At 57.1% G+C, this 20,863-nt stretch carries 17 protein-coding genes; 12 read left to right on the plus strand and 5 right to left on the minus strand.

Annotation, left to right across the window (positions count from 1 at the left end; translation table 11 throughout):
* Positions 1 to 7 precede the first annotated feature (7 nt).
* On the minus strand, positions 8 to 286 hold the full coding sequence (locus tag AC2FIR_RS14110; protein WP_496746293.1) for a hypothetical protein: 279 nt from the start codon (positions 284 to 286) through the stop codon (positions 8 to 10).
* A 216-nt stretch (positions 287 to 502) separates the two neighbouring features.
* Here AC2FIR_RS14110 and AC2FIR_RS14115 point away from each other — a divergent pair, with 216 nt between their 5' ends.
* Positions 503 to 1,555: a Hint domain-containing protein gene (locus AC2FIR_RS14115; RefSeq protein ID WP_496746295.1), complete on the plus strand. Its 1,053-nt coding sequence runs from the start codon at positions 503 to 505 to the stop codon at positions 1,553 to 1,555.
* A 256-nt stretch (positions 1,556 to 1,811) separates the two neighbouring features.
* On the opposite strand, the gene AC2FIR_RS14120 is transcribed toward AC2FIR_RS14115, so the two are convergent.
* Entirely contained in the window at positions 1,812 to 3,866 is a 2,055-nt protein-coding gene (locus AC2FIR_RS14120; RefSeq protein WP_496746296.1) for an alkyl/aryl-sulfatase, read from the minus strand.
* A 261-nt stretch (positions 3,867 to 4,127) separates the two neighbouring features.
* Here AC2FIR_RS14120 and AC2FIR_RS14125 point away from each other — a divergent pair, with 261 nt between their 5' ends.
* A complete protein-coding gene (locus tag AC2FIR_RS14125; RefSeq protein ID WP_496746297.1) occupies positions 4,128 to 5,225 on the plus strand; it encodes a hypothetical protein in 1,098 nt (365 codons plus the stop codon).
* A 54-nt stretch (positions 5,226 to 5,279) separates the two neighbouring features.
* Entirely contained in the window at positions 5,280 to 5,828 is a 549-nt protein-coding gene (locus tag AC2FIR_RS14130; protein WP_496746298.1) for a tetratricopeptide repeat protein, read from the plus strand.
* A gap of 1 nt (position 5,829) precedes the next feature.
* Here the strand turns inward: AC2FIR_RS14130 and AC2FIR_RS14135 are convergent, their stop codons facing one another.
* From AC2FIR_RS14135 to AC2FIR_RS14145, 3 genes are read right to left on the minus strand one after another with little or no spacing between them, the layout of a single operon-like run.
* The gene (locus AC2FIR_RS14135) at positions 5,830 to 6,495 is read right to left on the minus strand and encodes a D-lyxose/D-mannose family sugar isomerase (RefSeq protein ID WP_480912913.1); all 666 of its coding nucleotides are present in this window, start codon (positions 6,493 to 6,495) and stop codon (positions 5,830 to 5,832) included.
* 17 nt (positions 6,496 to 6,512) lie between these two features.
* Positions 6,513 to 7,439, minus strand: a complete 927-nt coding sequence (locus tag AC2FIR_RS14140) for a carbohydrate kinase family protein (protein ID WP_480912914.1) — start codon at positions 7,437 to 7,439, stop codon at positions 6,513 to 6,515.
* 25 nt (positions 7,440 to 7,464) lie between these two features.
* Positions 7,465 to 9,663: a family 1 glycosylhydrolase gene (locus AC2FIR_RS14145; RefSeq protein WP_496746301.1), complete on the minus strand. Its 2,199-nt coding sequence runs from the start codon at positions 9,661 to 9,663 to the stop codon at positions 7,465 to 7,467.
* 213 nt (positions 9,664 to 9,876) lie between these two features.
* On the opposite strand from AC2FIR_RS14145, the gene AC2FIR_RS14150 reads away from it, so the two are divergent.
* The 9 genes from AC2FIR_RS14150 (at position 9,877) to AC2FIR_RS14190 (ending at position 20,841) form a co-directional block, all read left to right on the plus strand.
* A complete protein-coding gene (locus tag AC2FIR_RS14150; RefSeq protein WP_496762574.1) occupies positions 9,877 to 10,629 on the plus strand; it encodes a sugar phosphate isomerase/epimerase family protein in 753 nt (250 codons plus the stop codon).
* The gene (locus AC2FIR_RS14155; RefSeq protein WP_170611254.1) at positions 10,629 to 11,675 is read left to right on the plus strand and encodes a LacI family DNA-binding transcriptional regulator; all 1,047 of its coding nucleotides are present in this window, start codon (positions 10,629 to 10,631) and stop codon (positions 11,673 to 11,675) included. The genes AC2FIR_RS14150 and AC2FIR_RS14155 overlap by 1 nt, the downstream gene beginning before the upstream one ends.
* A gap of 22 nt (positions 11,676 to 11,697) precedes the next feature.
* Positions 11,698 to 12,447, plus strand: a complete 750-nt coding sequence (locus tag AC2FIR_RS14160; RefSeq protein WP_170611251.1) for a basic amino acid ABC transporter substrate-binding protein — start codon at positions 11,698 to 11,700, stop codon at positions 12,445 to 12,447.
* Between the two features lie 74 nt (positions 12,448 to 12,521).
* On the plus strand, positions 12,522 to 14,168 hold the full coding sequence (locus tag AC2FIR_RS14165; protein ID WP_496746304.1) for an amino acid ABC transporter permease: 1,647 nt from the start codon (positions 12,522 to 12,524) through the stop codon (positions 14,166 to 14,168).
* Positions 14,165 to 16,138, plus strand: coding sequence for a beta-galactosidase (locus tag AC2FIR_RS14170; RefSeq protein ID WP_496762576.1), 1,974 nt, complete (start codon positions 14,165 to 14,167; stop codon positions 16,136 to 16,138). Before AC2FIR_RS14165 ends, AC2FIR_RS14170 begins: the two co-directional genes overlap by 4 nt.
* Positions 16,139 to 16,280: 142 nt before the next feature.
* A complete protein-coding gene (locus AC2FIR_RS14175) occupies positions 16,281 to 17,405 on the plus strand; it encodes an extracellular solute-binding protein (protein ID WP_170611241.1) in 1,125 nt (374 codons plus the stop codon).
* Positions 17,406 to 17,521: 116 nt separating this feature from the next.
* The gene (locus AC2FIR_RS14180) at positions 17,522 to 18,634 is read left to right on the plus strand and encodes an ABC transporter ATP-binding protein (RefSeq protein ID WP_170611238.1); all 1,113 of its coding nucleotides are present in this window, start codon (positions 17,522 to 17,524) and stop codon (positions 18,632 to 18,634) included.
* Positions 18,635 to 18,646: 12 nt separating this feature from the next.
* Positions 18,647 to 19,567: an ABC transporter permease gene (locus AC2FIR_RS14185; RefSeq protein ID WP_170611235.1), complete on the plus strand. Its 921-nt coding sequence runs from the start codon at positions 18,647 to 18,649 to the stop codon at positions 19,565 to 19,567.
* Entirely contained in the window at positions 19,564 to 20,841 is a 1,278-nt protein-coding gene (locus AC2FIR_RS14190) for an ABC transporter permease (RefSeq protein ID WP_496746308.1), read from the plus strand. The genes AC2FIR_RS14185 and AC2FIR_RS14190 overlap by 4 nt, the downstream gene beginning before the upstream one ends.
* Positions 20,842 to 20,863 lie beyond the last annotated feature (22 nt).

Genomic DNA, 20,863 nt, shown 5'->3' on the forward strand with positions numbered 1-20,863 from the left:
TACGCTCCTACCGGGACCGGCCAATCAAATACCCAAGGGCAAAGACACCAAGGGCAAACAGGATCGGCTTTTTGTGGGGCAAATCTTCCAGTTCGGTCAGCACATCTTCGATCTGCCCGGGAAGATGTCGCAGATTTTCGGCCCAAGCTTCTGATATTATCTCGTGATCAGGTGTCTGTGGGTCATTGGTTTCGCGATGTTCAATCGGCTTATCGTTGCGGGAATACTCCGCCAATTGGCGCTTTAACTCAGCAACCTGCTGTTCAAGCTCTGCTTTTGTGACCATCCCTTTGGACCCTTCTGCCCCGGTGTTCTGTTTGGCTACCTGAGCCTCGCGGTTGGTGTCCGGGGTCTCTGTTCATCAAGAATTAATCGATTGGCGTGCAAGGTAGCAACTTCGTGGACATGTGTGATCGGTTCCGCTGCACAAAAGTTCCTTATTTAAGCCCAACTTAACTCAGTATAACAAATGAAGCGTGTTTCGCGAGTGTGAGGTCACTTTATGGCGAATTATTCGTATATCGGGTATGATCCCAGCGTAATAACCGTCTCGTTTTTTGGCGGCGGTGTCACGCTGTCCAATACGTATGACCCGAATGCGGACCGGGTGTTGTTTTCGGTGGTTGACGGCGCCGGAGGGACGCTGGTCAATGGCGCGCCGGACAATGGCACGGATTTCAACGGTGACAGATTCAACAACGAAGTTGGCGATGACCTGACGCAGACAGGCGACGTGACCAGTCTGGACGGGTCTGTCACGTTCCTGAGTGGCAATATCTACCTCGAAGAATCCTATCAGCTTTTCAAACCGGGCGGCGGAACGATCGACGTGTTCCGGGTCGAGGTCGACGGCACCTTGGCCGGTTATATCACGTCCGAACCGCTTGTTCCGGGCACCAACTACCCGTTCTCAATCTCAAATGTAACGCCAGGAAACGCGCCGGATACCACTGACCCCGACGCAATTGTCGATGTACCCTGTTTCGTGAAAGGTACCCTGATCGGCACACCAGACGGTTCAAGGCCTGTCGAAAGCCTGATGGCCGGAGATCTGGTTGATACAGCGGACGGGCAGGCCAGGAAAATTCGATGGATCGGATCACGCACCCTGGATTTGTCCGCGCAGCGGCATCTGACACCGCTCCGGATAGCGCAAGGGGCACTCGCGCCGAACTCTCCGTCGTCGGATCTGATGGTATCGCCAAACCACCGGATGCTGGTGACGAAGCCTTTCAATGAAATCCACTTTGGTGACAAGGCGGTGCTGGTCGCGGCCAAGCATTTGCTGGGCCTACCCGGCGTGTCAGTCGCGGCGGACGTGTCGCAGGTAACCTATTTCCATTTCATCTTCGACAGGCATGAAATCGTGCATTCAAATGGCGCGTTTTCTGAAAGCCTTTATCCCGGTGACATCGCCGCGCGAGGCTTCTCAGAGGAGTCCTGGAACGAGATCGTCGAGATTTTTCCCGAGATTGCCGATGGCGTTTGTAGGAACTACGGCCCGACGGCGGCGCGGGTTCTGAAAAAACACGAAGCCAGCATCATGGTGGGCTGACTTCCGGACTGGAAACAACCTGAAGATCGTTGATTGCGGGGGCCTGAAGGCTCACGAAGCGCCATTGTTTTGCGGATGAGGTCTGATTTCATGCACGTCCCAGTGGTGGGGTTCGGCGGCAAAAAAGACATTCTAGCCTCACAAGAAAGGAGAAAAAGACGGGCCGCTGGGGCAGCCCGTCTTTCGGCAGGACAAACCTGCCCTCCACAACGTTTCCGGTTCGTTTTGATAAGGAACCGGTTGGCTGATCGGGGAATCAGCCGCCGTTGGAGTTCGCAAGGGGTGGCTGAGCAAAATCGTTGGCAGGGGCCGTCAGGTCCTGCGCGCCGGTCCCGGGCATCAGCTCAAACCCCAGATCGAACTGGTCCAGAGTTGAGGCCAGTTGCGCCACCAGATCCGCATTGCCTTCGGACTTCGCCGTTCCGTCCGCCAGCATATCTGTCAGCTTCCGCTTTCCGGTCATGACCTGTTCCAGGTCGGTACGGTTCAGAGCAATCGAAAGGTCGGCGTCATCAGCTTTTTGGCCCACGATGTGGGTCAGCGTGGCGTTGCTCATCTCGACCACGATGTTTTCGTCCCGATCGGGGATCGTCAGATTGATCGTGAACTCCATCCCTGCCGCTTTGGCGCTGTTGACGCGGATGCCAAGAAAGTCCAACCACATGCTTGTCGGCGTGGCCTTGATCGTATCCGGGCCGGTGGTTTCGATGGTGGCGCCCTGAGGGATACCATTGCGCAGTTCATAGGCCGCCCCCAGAAACGAGTTGCGGACCGAGGGGCTTTCCTTCTGATATTCAATCTGTTCGAAGGCATCGGCCAGCAAGTCCTTGGCGGTCTGGTTCTGTGGCTCGGCGTAGACAAGTTTGTTGAGGATCTCTGTCGCTTCGAGATATCTCCTGGCAGCCACCAGTTCCTGACCTTTTGCCATGATCAGCTCGGCGCCGCCCATCATCTCGACAAACAATGGTGCGCTGTCTTCGGGCGAAAGGGGCGTCAGCGTCGTCGGGTTGGCATCCCAATAACCCAGATAGCGGTTAATCACTGCGCGGCTGTTATGCTCGACCGAGCCATGATAGCTGCGTGCCGCCCATTGATCTTGAAGGCTCTGCGGCACCTCATAGACGTTGTGGACCTGATTGATGGTCACGCCCTTGTTGGCCAGGTTCAGAACCCCGTTGTTGAGGTTGGCATAGGTGTCGCGCTGTGCCCGCATCACCTCCTGAATACGATCATTGCCGAAACGCGGCCATGAGTGCGAGGCGAACATCAGTTCGGCATCCTGCCCGAATTCGTAAAGCGCATCGTTGATATGCTTGGACCAGCTCAGCGCATCACGGACCAGCGCACCGCGCAGAGTGTAGATGTTATGGATGGTGCCGGTGATGTTTTCAGCCGCCCAGAACGCTTTGAGGTCGGGGAAGTAGGTATTCATCTCCGCCGGGGCCTCGGTGCCCGGTGTGTTCTGGAAGATCATGCGCACGCCGTCGATGGTGATCTCTTCATAGTCATCCGAGACATAACGGGTCGGTTCAATCAGGCCGGTGGTTCCGGCCGAGATGTTCTTGCCGATCGACTGGTCCACATGGCCGTAAGGATTTCGCGGCAGCAGAACGCCGTATTGGAAGAACAGCCGGCGGTTCATCACATTGCCTGCGTAAACGTTCTCGGAAACAGCATGTTCCATGAAACCGGCAGGCGCGATGACTTCAACGCCATTGGCGACATCTTCGTCGGTAATGACACCGCGCACACCGCCATAGTGGTCGGCGTGAGAGTGTGAATAAACCACCGCTTTGACCGGCAACTCACCCACCGTGTCGTTCAGCAGTTTCAATGCGGCCGCGGCGGTTTCCTTCGACGCCAGCGGGTCAAAGATGATCCAGCCGTTTTCGCCGCGAATAAAGGAAATATTCGACAGGTCAAAGCCACGCACCTGATAGATCTGGCCTTCCAGAATTTCAAACAGGCCGTAGTTCATGTTCAAAACTGCCTGACGTTGCAGCGACGGGTGGATCGAATCGAACTCCTGTCCGTCTTCCAGCAGGAAGTCATAGCTGCCGATATCCCAGGCCACAGTTCCGTCCTCGGTCGTGATCTGGCGATAATCGGGAAGGGCGATCAGGCCTTTACGGCTTTCTTCAAAATCCCGCTGATCCTCGAACGGCAGGGTGTTGCGCAATTTTTCCTGAAACTTGACCGTGAACTCCGAGGGCAGTTTGCCCTTGGGATCAAAATGCTCCTGTGCGGCTACAAGACTGGCGGAGACAGTCGGCAAAGCGGTGGAATGGGCCAGAATGTGTCGACGTGCCATAGGTTGGGCAGCTCCAATTGATAAATGCTCGATCGTGGTTTTCAGGAGCGTGTTCAGATGTTCCGTTCCGCTTTCTTGGAAGTTTGGAAAGACAAACCGATCACCTGCTGCAACTCCTGTTGAAGCAAAGGCTGTTATGCATTCGCGCGCGCTCGTGAAGTGCGAACATGTTGCTACCTGGGCGGTAGTGGATGTAAAAGCGGTGAAACATTTGCCATAAGAGCCGATAACAAAACCATTTTTCAGAACTGGATGCCGGATTTGGCCATATCAGAGCAGGATATCCGCGCGCAGTTGCAGCGCCTTCTTGACCACCCGGAGTTTTCAGCGACGCCCCAGCGCAGAACCTTTTTGGCTTATGTGGTCGACGAGTATCTGGCCGGGCGGGCTGGCCATATCAAGGGCGTGTCGATTGCCATGTCGGTCTTTGATCGCGATGCCAGTTTCGATCAGCAATCCGATCCGGTTGTCCGGCTTGAAGCGCGCCGTCTGCGTCAGGACATCGATGGTTACTATGCCGGTCCTGGTCGCGACGATCCGATACGTCTCAGCATTCCCAAGGGCGGTTATGCGCCGCGGTTCGAACGGATGACGTCCGCCGAACCCAGTTCTGTTCAACCCGCATCAGAGCCTATGAAAAAGGAAAGCCGGTCGCGATCCACCAGAATATTTCTGGGTGCGTGCCTTGGGGTGGTATGTGCAGTGATATGGACGGGATGGTCTGTCTTGTATGACCCGCCCTCGGAACGAGACCCGGGGTTGCCCAAGGGGCCAATCATTGCGGTCTTGCCGTTTGATTCAATGGGCGAGGCGTCCTTGGTTCTGGCTGATGGCATTGCGCAACAACTGACGACCGAACTGATCAGGTTCAACGATTTGTGGGTTCTGCCACTGGGGACTGTTGGCCGTTTTCGGGGCGGCGACACCGATCCGCAGACGCTCCGGACTGAATTCAAAGCGGACTACGCGCTTGAAGGCAGCGTTCTGGAAACCAGAGATTCCCTGCGCTTGTCAGCACGGCTGATCAATCTGGCCGAGGCGCGGTATGTCTGGGTGCGCAGTTATTCTGTCGGGCGGTCCCCGACCGAGATCTATCGTGCTCAGGATCAGATCATCCGGGACGTTACCGGGCAGTTGGCCGGCAAATACGGATTGCTGAACCATGACGCGATGCGGTCCGCAGCCCGCACACCGCCCAGAAACCGGGACGCCTATGACTGCGTTCTCGAGTATTACGCCTATCAGATCCGCATGAACCTCAGTCGCCACGCCGAGGTCAAATCCTGCATTCTGAAAGCGGTTGACCAAAATCCTGACTACGCCGAGGCATGGGCGGTTCTGTCGAACCTTTATCTGTAGCAGGTCCGGTTTAATCTGAGTGGCGATCGTACCCAGGTACTGCAATCTGCAAACGTGGCTGCGCGCCGGGCGTTGCAGATCGATCCCAACCTGCCGACGGCCCATCTGATGCTGGCGAACCTGAGGTTTGTCATGGGTGATATGGATGGTTTCCGGAAGTCGGGTGCAGTAGCGATTGACCTAAATCCAAATGACGCGGCCATCTTGGCGCAATACGGTATGCGCCTGGCCTTCAGCGGAGACTGGGATGAGGGGTTGGCACTGGTGGATCGCGCGATTGCGCTGAATCCGGTTTACCCCCATTGGTATCGGTTCCCGCGTGTCTTCTACCTGTTTGATCAGGGTGAATTCGAACAGGCCCTGGCGGAGCTGAACCAGATCGAGATGCCGGATTTTTTCTGGACGCATCTGTGGCGCGCAGCCCTCAGTCACGAAGCCGGTCAGCCGGATCGGGCCAGGGCTGCAATCCGCGACCTGCTGAGACTTCAGCCGGATTTTCCCGCCAACGCGTTGAAAACACTCTCCATCTGGCAACTGGATGAAGCATTCAAGCAGAAACTGCTGCGCAGTCTCAGCGACGCCGGACTGCCCGGCGACACCTGATTTAATAGTCCGCAACCAGCAAAAAGTCGGGTGCCACATCTTCCTCGATTGAGGCGAAGCGGGGAATGGGATCTTCGAACACGTTGTCGGTACGGTCATCGTTAACCGTGGACACCTCACCAATCAGACAATCGCCCTGTTCCGCCCAGAAAGCATGCCAGATGCCCGGCATAAGCGTGACACTCTGGCCCGGTTTCAGCCGCAGATGCTCGCCCGGTTGGATTGTCACGGGGCAACTGTCACTGGGTACGGTCACGGCATTATCGTGGTCGATGCCGCCCCCGGCGTCAGATCCATAGATTTCCATAACCAGATCGCCACCGCCACGGTTGATGATGTCTTCAGCCTTGATGATATGCCGGTGCATGGGCGAGAGCTGTTTGTCCCGCGAAATCAGCAGTTTCTCGGCATACAGCATGCCACGCCCCTGATTTAGTTGGGTCACGTCGCCATTGCGCAGGGTGAACAGAAACAAGCCCAGTTCATCAAACCGACCTTGTCCGTAATCGGTAATATCCCAGCCCAACCCTCGTTCGCGGATACCTGCAGCTTGCGGGCTGCGGATTTCGTCGGGCGACCAGTTCGCAAAGGGTGGCAGAACCGCCCCGAAAGACTGGATGAAGGCCTGAGCTTCTGCCTTGATGCGATTGATTTCGGATCGTTTCACGAAAGACCTTCCTTCTCTTATAGCTCATGCTGCCACGGCGGGTTTGCCCCGGCGCGGGATACGGTAACGGCGGCTACTTCGGCCCCCATCTCAAGGGCCGCGCGCAACTGGGTGCCGGACAGATTACGCAAGCCCGGTTTGGTCAGATGACCCGACCCGTTCAACTGGGCCAACACTCCTGCATTGAATGTGTCGCCGGCGCCTACCGTGTCGACAACCTCTGCCGGTTTCACTGGCACCGAGACGTTCGATCCATCAGCAAGATACCCGGAAGCGCCGTTGCTGCCCCGAGTGACCAAAACCACGGCAGGACCGGCCTGCAGCAGCAAAGGAACCTTTTCTTCCAAAGGTTCCGGGCCCGGTATGATCCAGTTCAAATCTTCGTCCGAAACCTTGAGGATATCGGTTTGCGAAATCATGCGGTTCAGGCGGGTGCGGTATCTGGTCGGTTCCTTGATAAAGCCCGGGCGGATATTCGGATCCAGCATGACAGCGCGATCCGATCCGTGGCGGTCAAGCAACGCGGCATACGCATCAGCACAAGGCTCACACGCCAGACTTATCCCGCCGAAATACATTGCTGATACCGTTGTCAGCTGTTCTGGCATGTCTTCGGGGCGCAGCATGCGTCCTGCGGTGTTCTCGTCAACGAAACTGTATGTGGCTTGCCCGTTCTGCAATTGCACAAAGGCCAGCGTTGTTGGGCGGTCTGATGTTATCAGATGCGTGGTATCGACATGACTGTCGTTGAGCGCCTTTTCCAGTTGTCGGCCAAACATGTCCGTAGACAAACCTGTCAGCATCGCGGCCGGCGCCCCAAGACGACCCAGTGCAATGGCCGTATTGAAAACGGCACCGCCGGAATGGGGCACAAACCCCTGTTCCCCGGACAGCGTCGGAGAGGCAATCATATCAATCAAAGCTTCGCCACAACACAGGATCAAGATAGGGGTCCTTTCGGATTGGAGATCAGATGCCCTTGTCGCGCAGGGCGTTTTTGCAGAAGTTGTTTGCTCCGATTATGCCGAATTCAGCCTGCTCTGAAACATAGAGGTTCATCGACCGGCGCAACTCACTGAAGCGGCCACCTGCATTGAAGGCCGCACAGAATGCGTCACGAAACAGCCAGCGGTTCTTTTCTGCCACACCACCAACCAGATAAACGCCACCTATTGGCATGAGGGTCACCGTCAGATCGCCCATCATGGCGCCAAGATGCGTGGTGAACATTTGCGCCGCCTTCACCGCGAACGGATCAGTTTGCGCACGTGCATCCTGTAGGATGTCCCGGGCGTTGCGTTTTGGCGTGTCGGCATAACCTGCGGCCAAGCCAATAGCCTGATACAGAACCGGTAGGCCCGTTCCGCTCAGAAACATCTCGGCTTCCAACACCAGACTGTCGTCAAAGAAACAATCGGGCGCGATACTTCGGGCAGCGCGGAAGACCTCGACCTCGTCATCATGGCGCGGAGAGAGGCCGATATGGCCGCCTTCGCCCGACACGGTATGGTAGCGCTCTTCCGAGTAGAGCAAGGCGCCAACGCCAAGACCAGTGCCCGGTCCAACCACCAGCCGGGTTCCGGGCGGAGGTGTTTCGGATCCTTGCAGGACATCGACATCACTTGATGAGATATCCGCTACCGACCAGGCGGCCGCCGTGAAGTCGTTAATGACGAATGTATTCTTCGCGCCCGTTGCCCGCCCGATGTCTGTTTCGGAAAGGTCCAGATGGGCGTTGGTCAACCGGATCGTTCCATTTTTTACCGGCCCGGCCCCGGCCGCGACCACCGCGCGCGGGTCGGTTCCGATGTCGTCCCTCATCTCGTGGAAGGCCGTGAGCAATTGGGAAAGATTGCCGGTCGGGTGTTTTCGCAATTCAGTCAGTTGCCCGTTCGAAATCACTCCGAGCCGGGTGTTGGTCCCACCGATATCGGCAACCAGGTTCCAATGTTCGTGCATCCGACCGGCAGGCTGCGCCATGGGACGCGCCAGAACCTCTACTTTTGACAACGCGTTCTTTATTGCCTCGAACGATCCGTTTTCTGCAAACTTATCATCGCCAGGCAAGGATCGGGCGAAAAACCCTTCGACCGGCACGCCTTGATCCATTGCAGTTTGAACCGTTCCAAGAGCTTGGTTCAGGCGTTCGGTCCCTTGTTCAACTGTGCGCTGACCGAGGTTCCGCTGAATGCCATCAGTGACATAGATGGGCAGGTCGCCGGTGTATTCCTGTTGTATGTGTAACAGAAGCTTCGGAAGTTCAGGACTGATCTTCTGTTCCGGCCGGCCTGGCGGATCGGCGATTTCGCTCGAAATACAGTTGAGGGCACACCAGTCTATCGGCGCGCCAATCGTTTCGAAATCATCCTGCCAACCATGTGGCAGAAGTTGCTCCAACTTGTTCGGTTCGTCTACGGGATAGGTTTTGCGGAACAGGGCGTTGTTGACGTAGCGCACGTGTGATCGGGAGCCATTCCCGACTGTGCGCTCTCCTTGGTCATCAGTAGTCGTAATCTCAGTCTGATCGATATCCAGCATGACGCCAAGATTTGTCATGCCCAGTCCGCGCATGGACTGGATCGACTGCCCATGCGCCAAAAGCAGATGGTGCATGGTACGCGCCGTAGTTCGTGTAAAGCGCTGTCCAGGGATTTGGCGATTTGATTCAATAACGTCCAGTGGCGAACAAATTGGCGCGACGCTGTACATCCTGTCGCCGACACGGCCCATTATGATTTCCGTAAAGTCAGCGAACCAACCGGCAATGTCGCGATTTCGCCAACCCCCCAGGTCCGCAAGCGCCGTGGGCAAGCCCTGGTGAAAAAGGGTGGCGCAGGGGCGTATGCCACGGTCCAGCAAAGCGTCTGCCAGCCGGTCATAATAATCAAGACCATCCGGGCTGGCCGCGCCGCGGCCTTCGGGCATCACCCGCGTCCAGCTGACCGTGAAAGCCAAGCCGTCAAACCCGGCTTCGCTTACCGGATCGAGCCACTGTTCCAGCTTGCTGAGGGGGTCATACGCCGAACCAGCCAAGTTTTCGGTCGAAGCCGGAAGTGTTTCCCGCCCGACCTGACGCGGATCATCCCTGTTGGCTTCCTCGCCCTGGCAGGCAGGTGACGCCACGCCAAAGAGGAAATCTTTGGGAAAGTCGCTGCGTTTGAAATTCATGCTCGGAACCTGCCGGGGTCGGGAATGATTGCGCTATCATTTATCAGGTCCTTTTGCGGCAATCCAGATGTATGCGCAGTCAAAAATGACTTCTTCTGCTCAAATACCCGTCTTGGAATCCGGTCGGGATACAAGCTTTTTTCGGTGCTTGACAAAGAATGGCGGGTTGTTTCACGATGTTTGAAACGTTTCAATGAACTTTAACCGGTGTAAATGCGGATATCAGCCCAGCTATATACCGTGCGCCAGCTTGGCGATCTGCGATCTCAGCTTGATCTGGTCGCGCACTGCGGATTTGCCGATGTTGAGACGGTCGGGTTTCACGGTCTCTCTGTATCGGAAATGACAAAGCAGGTGCGGCAATCCGGATTGAAGGTTCGGTCGGCACATTTTGAATGGGAAGATTTCGAAAGCCGGTTCGAAGAAATCATCACCTTGCTGAAGGGTTTGGAATGCCGAGTGGCCGTCATGCCTTGGCTGGCGCCCGAGGCCAGGCCCGACACTGCCCAGGGATGGTGGGTAGTGTCGGGCCAGTTGGCAAGCTGGGCTGCGCGTCTGGCTGAGCACAGCATATGTCTGGCGTATCACAACCATGACTTTGAACTGGTCGGCCTCAGGGGCGAAACGCCGCTGGATATCTTATTGTCCAGAAAGGCGTTGTATTGGCAGCCGGATATCGGATGGCTGGCATCTGCCGTTTCGGAACCCCACCATTTACTGCACCGATATTCCAACCGGATAACGTCGGCGCACGCAAAGGACGTGAAGCCCCGAATCGGGCCGGAGGATGATCTCTGGTGTGCGCCGGGGCAGGGGTTGGTTGATTGGGCTCCAGTATTGCAGGCCTTGGCCGACAGTGCCTGCACTGACATTTTTGTCGAACATGACGACACGCAAAACCATGCCGAAGTACTCAACTCCGGTCGTCGTTTCCTGTGCGATCGGTTTTTGGCCGGAGTCGGGTAATGGCGCGGGCGACGATCAAGTCGATAGCCAGACAAACCGGCTATTCGGTGGGAACTGTTTCCAATGCGCTGCGCGGGGCGGCGTCGGTCAAGGCGGAAACGCGCGAAGTGATCCAGGCCGCAGCAGCTAAAATGGGCTATCGGGTCAATCTGGACGGGCTGAAACTGCGCACCAACAAATCCTATCGCATTGCGGTTTTGGTCAGCGTATCCCCGGACACGGCCGATGAGTGGGAAGGGGTGGAATTCACCCGTATCGTGGCTGGAATCTCCAGTGCCCTTCAGGGGTCGCGGTATGAGTTGAGTGTGTTCAGCGTCTCGGACGTCACAGATGCAATGGCGAAACTGGGCCGGATTGTTCAGGACGGTCTGGCCGATGGTGTGATCTTTTCCGGTACATTACACGACGATCCGCGCATCGCGTTCCTGCAGAAAAAAGACTTTCCCTTCGTCACCATGGGCATGAGCGAAAGCAAAGCCCCACATGCCTACGTCGATCTGGACAGTCAGGCCGCTGCGCATGATGCAACGGCGCGCCTGATCCGGCTTGGGCACCGACGTATCGCCTTGGCCAACCCGCCAAAGAACCTGATTTATGCGACGCAACGACAGCAAGGCTATGCCACCGCACTGTTGGCCGGGGGCTTGCCGGTAGAGCCGGAACTGATCTTCAACGGTCCGGTCACTGCAAAAACGGGGCAGCGGGTTTTCGATGATCTGATGCGCTTGCCGAACCGACCCAGCGCCTGCATATGCGCAAACGAAGCGATGACGCTTGGTGTATTGTCCGGCGCGCATCGCGCCGGTGTAAAGGTTGGACGGGATCTTGTCGTCATCTCGACCGATGACCTGCAACTCAGTCGGTACTTCGTGCCGCCACCCAGCACCTATTATGTGCCGATCGAAGAGACCAGCCAATTGCTGGGCGAGTACATGCTGAAAACGCTGGAGGGGGCCGACCCCACAAGGACACAAAAAAAGATCAGGGCCAGATTGATCGAGCGGCAACCTGACACTGCCGCGCCGCAAACGGCGCACACAAATTGAACCAACAGAGGAGTAGATGAAAATGTTCAAGAACTTGTTTGCCGCAGCGGCGCTGACCGCGCTGACCGCACCCGTGGCCATGGCCGCCGATCTGGAAGGGCGCGTGCTCAAAATCGGAACCGATGCCACCTATCCACCGATGGAAACCGTTGATGAATCCACGGGCCAGATCGTGGGTTTTGACGTGGATGTGATGAACGCGATCTGTGAAAAGGTGAATTGCGTTCCGAACTTCGTGAACACCGCCTGGGACGGCATCTTTGCGGCGCTTCAACAGGGCGAATTCGATCTGGTGATCTCGGGCGTGTCGATCACTCCGGAACGCGAAGAAACTATGGATTTCTCGGACCCCTATATCGTGGTCAGCCAGGCCATCCTGCTGCAGGTCGATAACTCTGACATGACACTGGATGACTTCAAGGCTGGCGGCCAGAAACTGGCGGCGCAAACCGGTACCACCAATGCGCAGCTGGCCGAAGAACTGGTCGGGCGTGAGAATGTCAGCCTGTATGATAATTTCTCGGCCGCTATTTTGGCGCTGCAGAACGCCGATGTGCAGGGCGTCATCATCGACGGAACTTCTGCTGCGGCGTACGAGCAGGAGTTTGCAGGTGAACTGACCGTGGGTATCACCGGTCTGCAGTCCGATCCGCTGGGCATCGTGTTTCAGGAAGGTGACGCCACCGTTGACGCGATCAACGAAGGGCTGGCGGCGATCAAGGAAGATGGCACGCTGGATGCCCTGGTCGGCAAGTACTGGAGTACCGAGTGATCCTCTGAACGAACAGATGGTCCGGCGGTTCTGACCGCCGGATCCAACCCCAGCAGAGAGGTCGAAGAAATCCCATGTCCCGCCTCAGCTCGATCCGGCCGAGCAATCTTGTATTGCTCGCCGCGGCTCCGTTTATCATCTATCTCTTTGCAACGTCTTCAAAATATCTGCGATCCCTGATTGCCATTCTGGGTATTGGCAACAATGCAGGCGCGATCTTTGTCGGGTTCCTGCTGATCCTGACAGTGGCCGCGCTGGGTTATCTTTGCGCCCGCAACGCCCGGTTTCAGACGGTCGCGCCCTTGTGGTTGCGCGGTGCGGCCTTGGCGGCATTGCCAGCGGCCGCAGCGCTGGCGGTTCTGGGCTTCGTGGCCCCACAAATTTTGATGCCATTTGCCGAATCCGTGTTCTTTCACGTGCTCAGCGAAAATACGTCAGCGCTTATTGACCGATCAGAGCAGACATGGGTTCTGTTCCCGGAAGTGGTTCAACAGGTTCAGAGCGGTTTGCAGGTACTGCTTTGCGTCTATGCGGCTTTGGTGGCCGTGATCCTGATTTCGCCAAACCTGCCACCTGCCATGCGCGGTTATGTCCGGTTGGGGTTAGAGATTCTTACCGGTGCCGCACTGTTTTATCTGATGTTCATGGCGCACTGGCAGTTTGCGACCGGTGTCGCAATCACCTTCCGGGCGGCAATATTTGCCTATATCTTTGCCGCGATCCTGGGGCTGATCTGGGTCGGATTGCAGTCTTTCAAGCCCAAGGCCAGAACAACGATGGTCTATGGCTCGATCAGTCTGGCCCTGCTGGCAGCCTCGGCCTTTTTCTTCATGCAGCCGCAGGTCAGCTATGAACTGATCGGTACAACCGAGGCCCGCATTGCCATTGTGCGCGGTACGCCGCAGGCGCAGGCAGACATCATTCGGTTTGGCGAATTCGAGGGCGGCGAAGGTCAGCAATATCGCATTCGCAGTGCACCGGATGCCGTCAGCGCGCTGGATCAGATCGAGTCCGTGGACAGCGTGTCGGGTGCCTTTGTTCCCGCCGGGACAAATACCAAAGGGTACCCGGTGATCTGGCAGACCACGTTCCTGCCCGACAAATACCGAAACCCGGCGCTGGCCTTTGCGGTTTTCGGCTTTCTGCTTCTGACCCTGACGATAGGTGGGGCGCAGCACAAACTGCATCCTCTTGCGGTCGGGGCCGAGTTCTTTGTGGACACGATCCGGGGCATACCGATGCTGGTGATCATCCTTTACATCGGTCTGCCGCTGGCGGGCGCGGTAAAGGATGCCACTGGCGGCGGCATCGACATGACCAATATGACCCGTGGTATCATCGCCATTTCGGTGGGCTATTCGGCTTATATGGCCGAAATCTTCCGGTCCGGCATCGAGGCCATCCCACGAGGACAGATCGAGGCGGGCGGGTCATTGGGCCTGTCGCGCTGGCAGACTGCGCGGCTGATCATTCTGCCACAAGCGCTGCGGATCGTGACCCCCCCATTGGGCAATGAATTCATCGCCATGATCAAAGATACGTCATTGCTGTCAATTCTGTCGGTGCGCGACATGACTCAGCGCATGCGCGAGTTTCAGGCCGCCAGCTTTCTGCCTTTCGCTCCGTTCAACACTGCGGCCATTTTGTACGTGGTCATTACCCTTGGCTGCGCCAGCTTCCTGAAATGGATCGAGCGGCGGACCGCAAGAGAAAACAGATGAGTAAACTGGAACTTGGGGTCTGCTATTACCCGGAACAATGGGACGCGTCGCAGTGGCGTGACGATGCTGCGCGGATGGCGGACATGGGGCTGGACTGGGTGCGCATTGCCGAGTTCACGTGGGGTCTGATCGAGCCTGAGCGCGGGCGGTTCAAATGGGGCTGGCTGGACGAGGTGATTGGCATTCTGGGCGAGGCTGGCTTGCGCGTGATGATGTCCACGCCCACTGCCGCGCCGCCGAAATGGTTGATTGATCAGCATCCTGAGATCCTTCCTGTGGGTCCGGATGGCCGGGTGCGCGGGTTCGGATCGCGCAGGCACTACTGTTTCTCCAGTGACATCTACCTGGCCGAAGTCAGGCGGATCGCCACCGAATATGCCCGCCGTTACGGGCAAAACCCCTGTGTTCACGCCTGGCAGATCGACAATGAATACAATGACCACGATACCGTTCTCAGCTATTCGGACGCGGCGCGCCGCGGTTTTCAGCGCTGGCTGGCCGAGCGGTACGCGACGATTGAAAACCTGAACCGGACTTGGGGAACGGTTTTCTGGAGCACGGTCTATTCGGACTTTGAGCAGATCGGGCTGCCGAACGGGTTGGTTGCCATGCCCAACCCGACCCACTCGCTTGATTTCGCGCGGTATTCTTCGGACCGGGTGCGGCTGTTCAATCGGACCCAGGTGGATATCCTGCGGCAGTTTTCACCGGGACGGGACATCACGCATAACTTTATGGCGGGCAGTTTCGAGTTTGATCATCACGCCGTTGGTGCTGATCTGGATATCGTGGGTTTCGACAGTTACCCGCTGGGAAACTTGCTGGGTTCGACGCTGACGGACGAGGAAAAGCACCGGTACCTACGCACCGGGGCACCGGATTATCAGGGGTTTCACTGCGATCTTTACCGAAGCCAGGGAAATGGCCGGATGTGGGTGCTGGAACAGCAGCCAGGTCCGGTGGATTGGGCAGAGAAAAACCCCTCGCCAGCGGATGGAATGGTGCGGCTATGGACGTGGGCGGCCTATGCGCATGGCGCGCAGGCAGTGATGTTTTTTCGGTGGCGCCAGGCCAGGTTCGCTCAGGAACAATTCCACACTGCTTTGCAGAGATCGGATGGCAGCCCTGATCAGGCATCGGTCGAGCTGGCGCAGGTTGCAGCGGAACGTGATAACCTGCCGGAACAAGTCCGTGAACGGGCGCAGGTCGCCATGCTGCTGGACTACGAGTCGATTTGGGCTGCGGACATCCTTCCGCATGACGATGCGTTTCCAAACGCGCAGATCGTGCGTGAATGGTATGCCGCATTCCGGCGGTATGGGGTGGATCTGGATTTCGTGGGGCCGGACAGCGATTTGTCAGGCTATGCGCTGGTTGCATTGCCGCAAAGCATGATCATCACACCCGATCTTGCCGAGAAGCTGAAGAACTGCACGGCAAAATTGCTGATCGGCGCACGGTCTGGCAGCAAAACGCCCGACATGCATACCCCCGAGGGGCTGGCACCCGGACTTTTGTCAAATTTGACCGGACTGCGTGTCCTGCGGGTGGAGTCGCTGCCGGATTTGGCGGCGGAACGCGTTCGCCTGACTAATGGAGAGACGCATGGGTTCACAGGCTGGCGCGAGATCGTGGAGACGGATCAGGACGTTATCGCGCGATTCGAAAGCCCCTACCGCGATGGAAGCCCGGCGGCCGTGCGTTCGGCGCGTGCCACTTACCTGGCGATGATTCCGCTAAAAGGGCTGCTGCACGCGATTGTCGCCGAAACTTTGGACTGGGCAGGAGTAATTGGCAGTGATCTTGGGCCTGACGTGCGCATCACCCGCCGTGGCGACCTGACATTCGCATTCAATTTTGGTGACGTCGCAGTAACATTGCCTGAAGACAAAAACCGCCGATTTTTGGTCGGACAAGCCAGTATTGGCCCGTGTGACCTGGCCATCTGGCGTGATGGCTCAGTGGCTTAACCAGGTTTTCCAATCGGTTGGCCGACGATCTGGACCTATTATTTTTGTCAACTGTCACTTTTGGCCTGACAGGCTTGCCGCAAAGTTCTAGCCTGCGACTACAAAACAAAAACAAGACGTTCCAACAATGGGAGTACACTCAATGGAAAACCGTAAAACTGTAACACGTCGTACAGTCCTTAAAGGGGCCGGTGCAGCGGCGCTGGCAGCGCCACTATACAGCAAGTCCGCTTTGGCATCTTCGGGTGAGATCAACATCCTGATGTGGTCGGATTACCTGCCGCCGTCCTTCATCGAAGAGTTCGAGACCCTGACTGGTATCAAGGTCAACTACACCGGTATCGGGTCGAACGAAGAAATCATCAACAAGATGAAGGCCACCAAAGGCCAGGGCTTTGACATCATCTCGCCCACCAACAACCGCTCGCTCCAGTGGGAGCCGCTGGAACTGCTGCAGCCGTTTGACATGAACAAGGTTCCGATTGATCTGGTGAACCCGGCGATGGCGAAGATCGGTACGGATGCCTGGAACTTCGGCGATAGTGGCGCGCACTGGCTGCCGCATATCTGGGGCACCGAAGGCATCGCATATCGCACTGATCTGTGGCTGCCTGAAGGTGACGCACCGTCTTATGGCGACGTCTGGTCCGAGGAAAACGCCGGCAAGACCATGGGCCGCGCGCACTCGATGATGCTGGGTGCGGGTCTTTATATGGAACGTTCCGGTGAGATGGAGCCGGGTTCGGTCTGGGCCGCATATGGCGACGAAGAGACCATGCGCAAAGTCTGGGGTCAGATCGCCGACTGGTGCATCGCGCGCAAGGACCGGATCAAGCTGATCTGGAACGACGCGGACACACAGAAGAACGGTCTTTTAAATGAAGGCGTTGTTGTCGGCCAAACCTGGGACGGCCCGCCGCTGGCGCTCAAGTCCGCAGGTGAGCCTGTGCACTATCAGGCACCTGTCGAAGGCGCAATGGCCTGGGTTGACGGTATTTCGATGCCGTCAGGTGCGGCGAATATCGACCAGGTCTATGCATTCATCGACTTTGCCTATCAGGCCAAGCCTGCCGGTGTTGCAATTGACAGCCACGGCTACAACTCGCCGGTGCTGGGTGCCGACCAATATTCGGGCGACACCTACAAGAAGAACTTCGCCGAGGCCTATCCAGGCGACTCGCTGGCCAACCTCAATCCGTGGCCGGCCGAAGCACCTTGGTACGCGGAAACCCGGACCGAGTTCGTCAACAAGTTCAAGAGCGCCTGATCGCCTTGAAATCTGGCCCCTCGCGCTGGCGCGGGGGGCTGTTTCCGTACGCCGCCCCGGTGCGACGGACTGAAATGTGACACGGTCGCGGGCCGTGCTCCAGGGAGATACCAAAAATGAGTGCAGGGGTCGGAGTCGATCTGGAAAACCTGTGGATCCGTTTCGGTGATTTTGTCGCCGTGCGAGATGCAAACGTAAATATCAACGGGGGCGACTTCTTTTCGTTCCTCGGCCCCTCGGGCTGCGGCAAGACAACCATCCTGCGCGCTGTGTCGGGTTTTCTGGAGCCGAGTGAAGGGAACGTCCTGATCGGCGGCAACAATATGCGGGGGATCGGGCCCAACAAGCGTCCTACTGCGCTGATCTTTCAAAACCTGGCCCTGTTTCCGCTGATGAAGGTCTGGGAAAACATCACCTTCTCGATGGAAATCAAGGGCGCCAGCGCTGCCGAACGTCGCAAACGTGCGGACGAACTGCTGGACATGATCGCGCTGCCGGGGCAGGGCGACAAACTGCCCAGCGAATTGTCGGGCGGTCAGCGTCAGCGTGTGGCAATCGCACGTGCCCTGTGTGCCGAACCCGATGTGCTGTTGCTGGACGAACCACTGTCCGCCCTGGACCTCAAGCTGCGCCAGCACATGCGGACCGAACTGCGAGAAATTCAACAGCGTGTGGGCATCACGTTCATCTACATCACGCACGATCAGGGTGAGGCGCTGACCATGTCGGACAACATCGCCGTGATGCGAGCAGGTGTCATCGACCAGATCGCCGACGGTAAAACCATTTACAACGATCCCAATACGGCTTTTGCAGCCTCTTTCGTGGGCGAAAACAACGTCTTCCGCGGCAAGATCAAGCAGGTGATGGGCAATGAGGCCCTGATTTCGACCAACCGCTCGGGTGAGCTGGTTGCACGGATTTCGACCGCCAATCAGGGCAAGATGAAGGAAGGCGACGACGCGATGATGTTCATTCGTCCCGAAGCCTTCGCCATAGCGCCGGACAGTGCAACGGGCAATCATTTCGTCACTGCCCGCGTCAACCACGAAGAATTCGAGGGCAACGTCTTTAACATTTTCACCGAAGGTGAAGGCGGCAAAGAGATCAAAGTGTCGATCCCGAACAACGGACAGTCTTTCGAGGATCACACCGGTCGGAACATCACGCTGGAATACGAGACCCGCAACGCGGTTCTGGTTCCTGCTGGTGAGCTGGCAGCGGAATAAGGGGAAGAACTTATGCCCCGGTTTCTGAAAGAATTTTTCAATCGCAACGGCACCGGCATGGGACTGGCAATTTTGGGTTTGGTGGTCTTCTGGACCATTGGCCTGATCATTTTGCCTCAGCTGTCGATGTTGGACTTCTCTTTCCGTCCAAACCTTCCGCCGCCTGAAATCGGCGGGCCCAAGGACGTTTATACGCTGGAGAACTACAAATACCTGATCTATGGCCCCGAAGGTGGTAGTCAGGATTATAACGTGGTCGATCTGCGGGTGTTCTTTCGAACGCTTGTCGCGGCGGTCTGTGTGACGATCTTCAACCTGATCATCTGTTATCCGATTGCCTATTACCTCGGCCAGACCGAGGGCAATCAAATCCGTATTTTCGCGATCATGTTGATCATTCCATACTGGATCAATGAAATCCTGCGCGCCTTTGCCCTGCGGATTATCTTTGGCGAGACCGGTGTTCTGAATACGCTGTTCGTGGGACTGGGGATCTGGGATACGCCGTTCGACTTCATCCGCAACGATATCGCGCTTTATGCGGGTCTGGGCTATGCCTACATCCTGCTGATGATCTTCCCGATGTATAACGTCATTGAAAGTCTGGACAAAAACCAGATCGAAGCGGCGCGGGATCTGGGTGCGCCCTGGTGGCGGATTCACTGGCGCGTGGTCATTCCATATGCCAAGCCGGGTATCAGTTCTGGGTGTACCATGGTGTTCATGCTGTCCGCCGGTGCGCTGGCCGCGCCACAGATTCTGGGCGGTCCATCGTCGCTGTGGTTCACGCAGCTGATCTATCAGCAGTTCAACGACAACAATGACTGGCCGCAGGGGGCCGCCTACGCCATCGTGCTGCTGGTGACCTGTATCCTGTTCGTTCTGGCGATGATGCGTGTGTTCAAAGTGAACATGGGGGACATCGGGAAATGAATAATTCCTTCCTCCGCATAAGCATCTGGGTCTATCTGGTCATCTTTTTCCTGTACCTGCTGGGCCCGCTGGTGATCATGTCGATCACCGCTTTCAACTCGTCCGGGTTCCCGAGGATGAGTCCGTGGGAATGCCTAACCTTCCAGTGGTTCGGCGAGCTGTTTCAGGATCAGCGTATTCTGAACGGCATCAAGAACTCGCTGATCATCGGTGCCGGAACGGTTGTCCTGTCGGTGGCGATGGGTCTGGCCGGGGCGCTGATGCTGACCCAGATCTGGCCTAAGCTTCGGGCGACCTACTATACTGTCATCATCGCACCGATCCTGATCCCCGGTGTTGTTCTGGGTATCTCGACCCTGGTTTTTTGGGACAGGATCAACCGGTTTCTGGGCCTGGGGGCCGACAGCTTCCTGTCCAACGGTATCTTCCTGACGGTGATCGGCCAGTCCACCTTTATTGCCAGCTATTGCATGCTGGTGCTGGTGGCGCGTTTGCAGCGCTATGATGTGGCATTGACCGAAGCGGCGCTGGATCTCGGGGCAAGCCATGCCCAGGCGTTCCGCAAAATTCTGTTGCCCTTCATGCGCCCCGCGATTGCGTCGGCGGCAGTGTTGGCGTTCCTCGCTTCGTTCGAGAACTACAACACGACCACCTTCACCTTCGGCGAATACCCGACCCTGACAATCGAACTGGCGCAGAAGGTCCGCTATGGTATCACGCCTGCGATCTCGGCCCTGGCCTTCATCATCGTGGCGCTGACCGTGTTCTTTGCCTTGCTGAACGAAGCAAAGCTGAAGCGTCAGGAACTGGTCGCGGCGGCCCGCAAACAGGCCACGGTTGAGGAATTGGCTGGCAAGATCAAACTGCCCAGCTTCTTTTCCGGCAACACCGCCGCCGTATTGCTTGTTATATTCTCGGTCGCAACGATCACCGTTGTGGGTACTGCTACGGCATATAACCCCGCGCAGTGCATTGCCAACGTGAAAGAAGAGAAGCGCCTTGAGGCAGAACAGCGGATTCAGGAGCTGCGCAAGCAGCGCGAAGAACAGCGCAAAAAGCGCGAGGCGGAACAGGCCGAACAGGGCGACGCCCAGCAATCGGCTCCGAAACCGTCGAACAACAGCGGCTTTGGAAACGTGTTCGCGCCAAATGCACTGGGCGGAGATGAGAGCGACGGTGCTTCGGAACCCGAAGAACAGCCCTCGGATTCGAACGGTGGAAGCGGGGGTTTCGGCGGGGCGTTTGACCCCAACAGCCTGAACAGCGGCGACTAGACGTAACTCGCCCAACACCAGA

This window comes from Ruegeria sp. CDSB136, assembly GCF_059610965.1.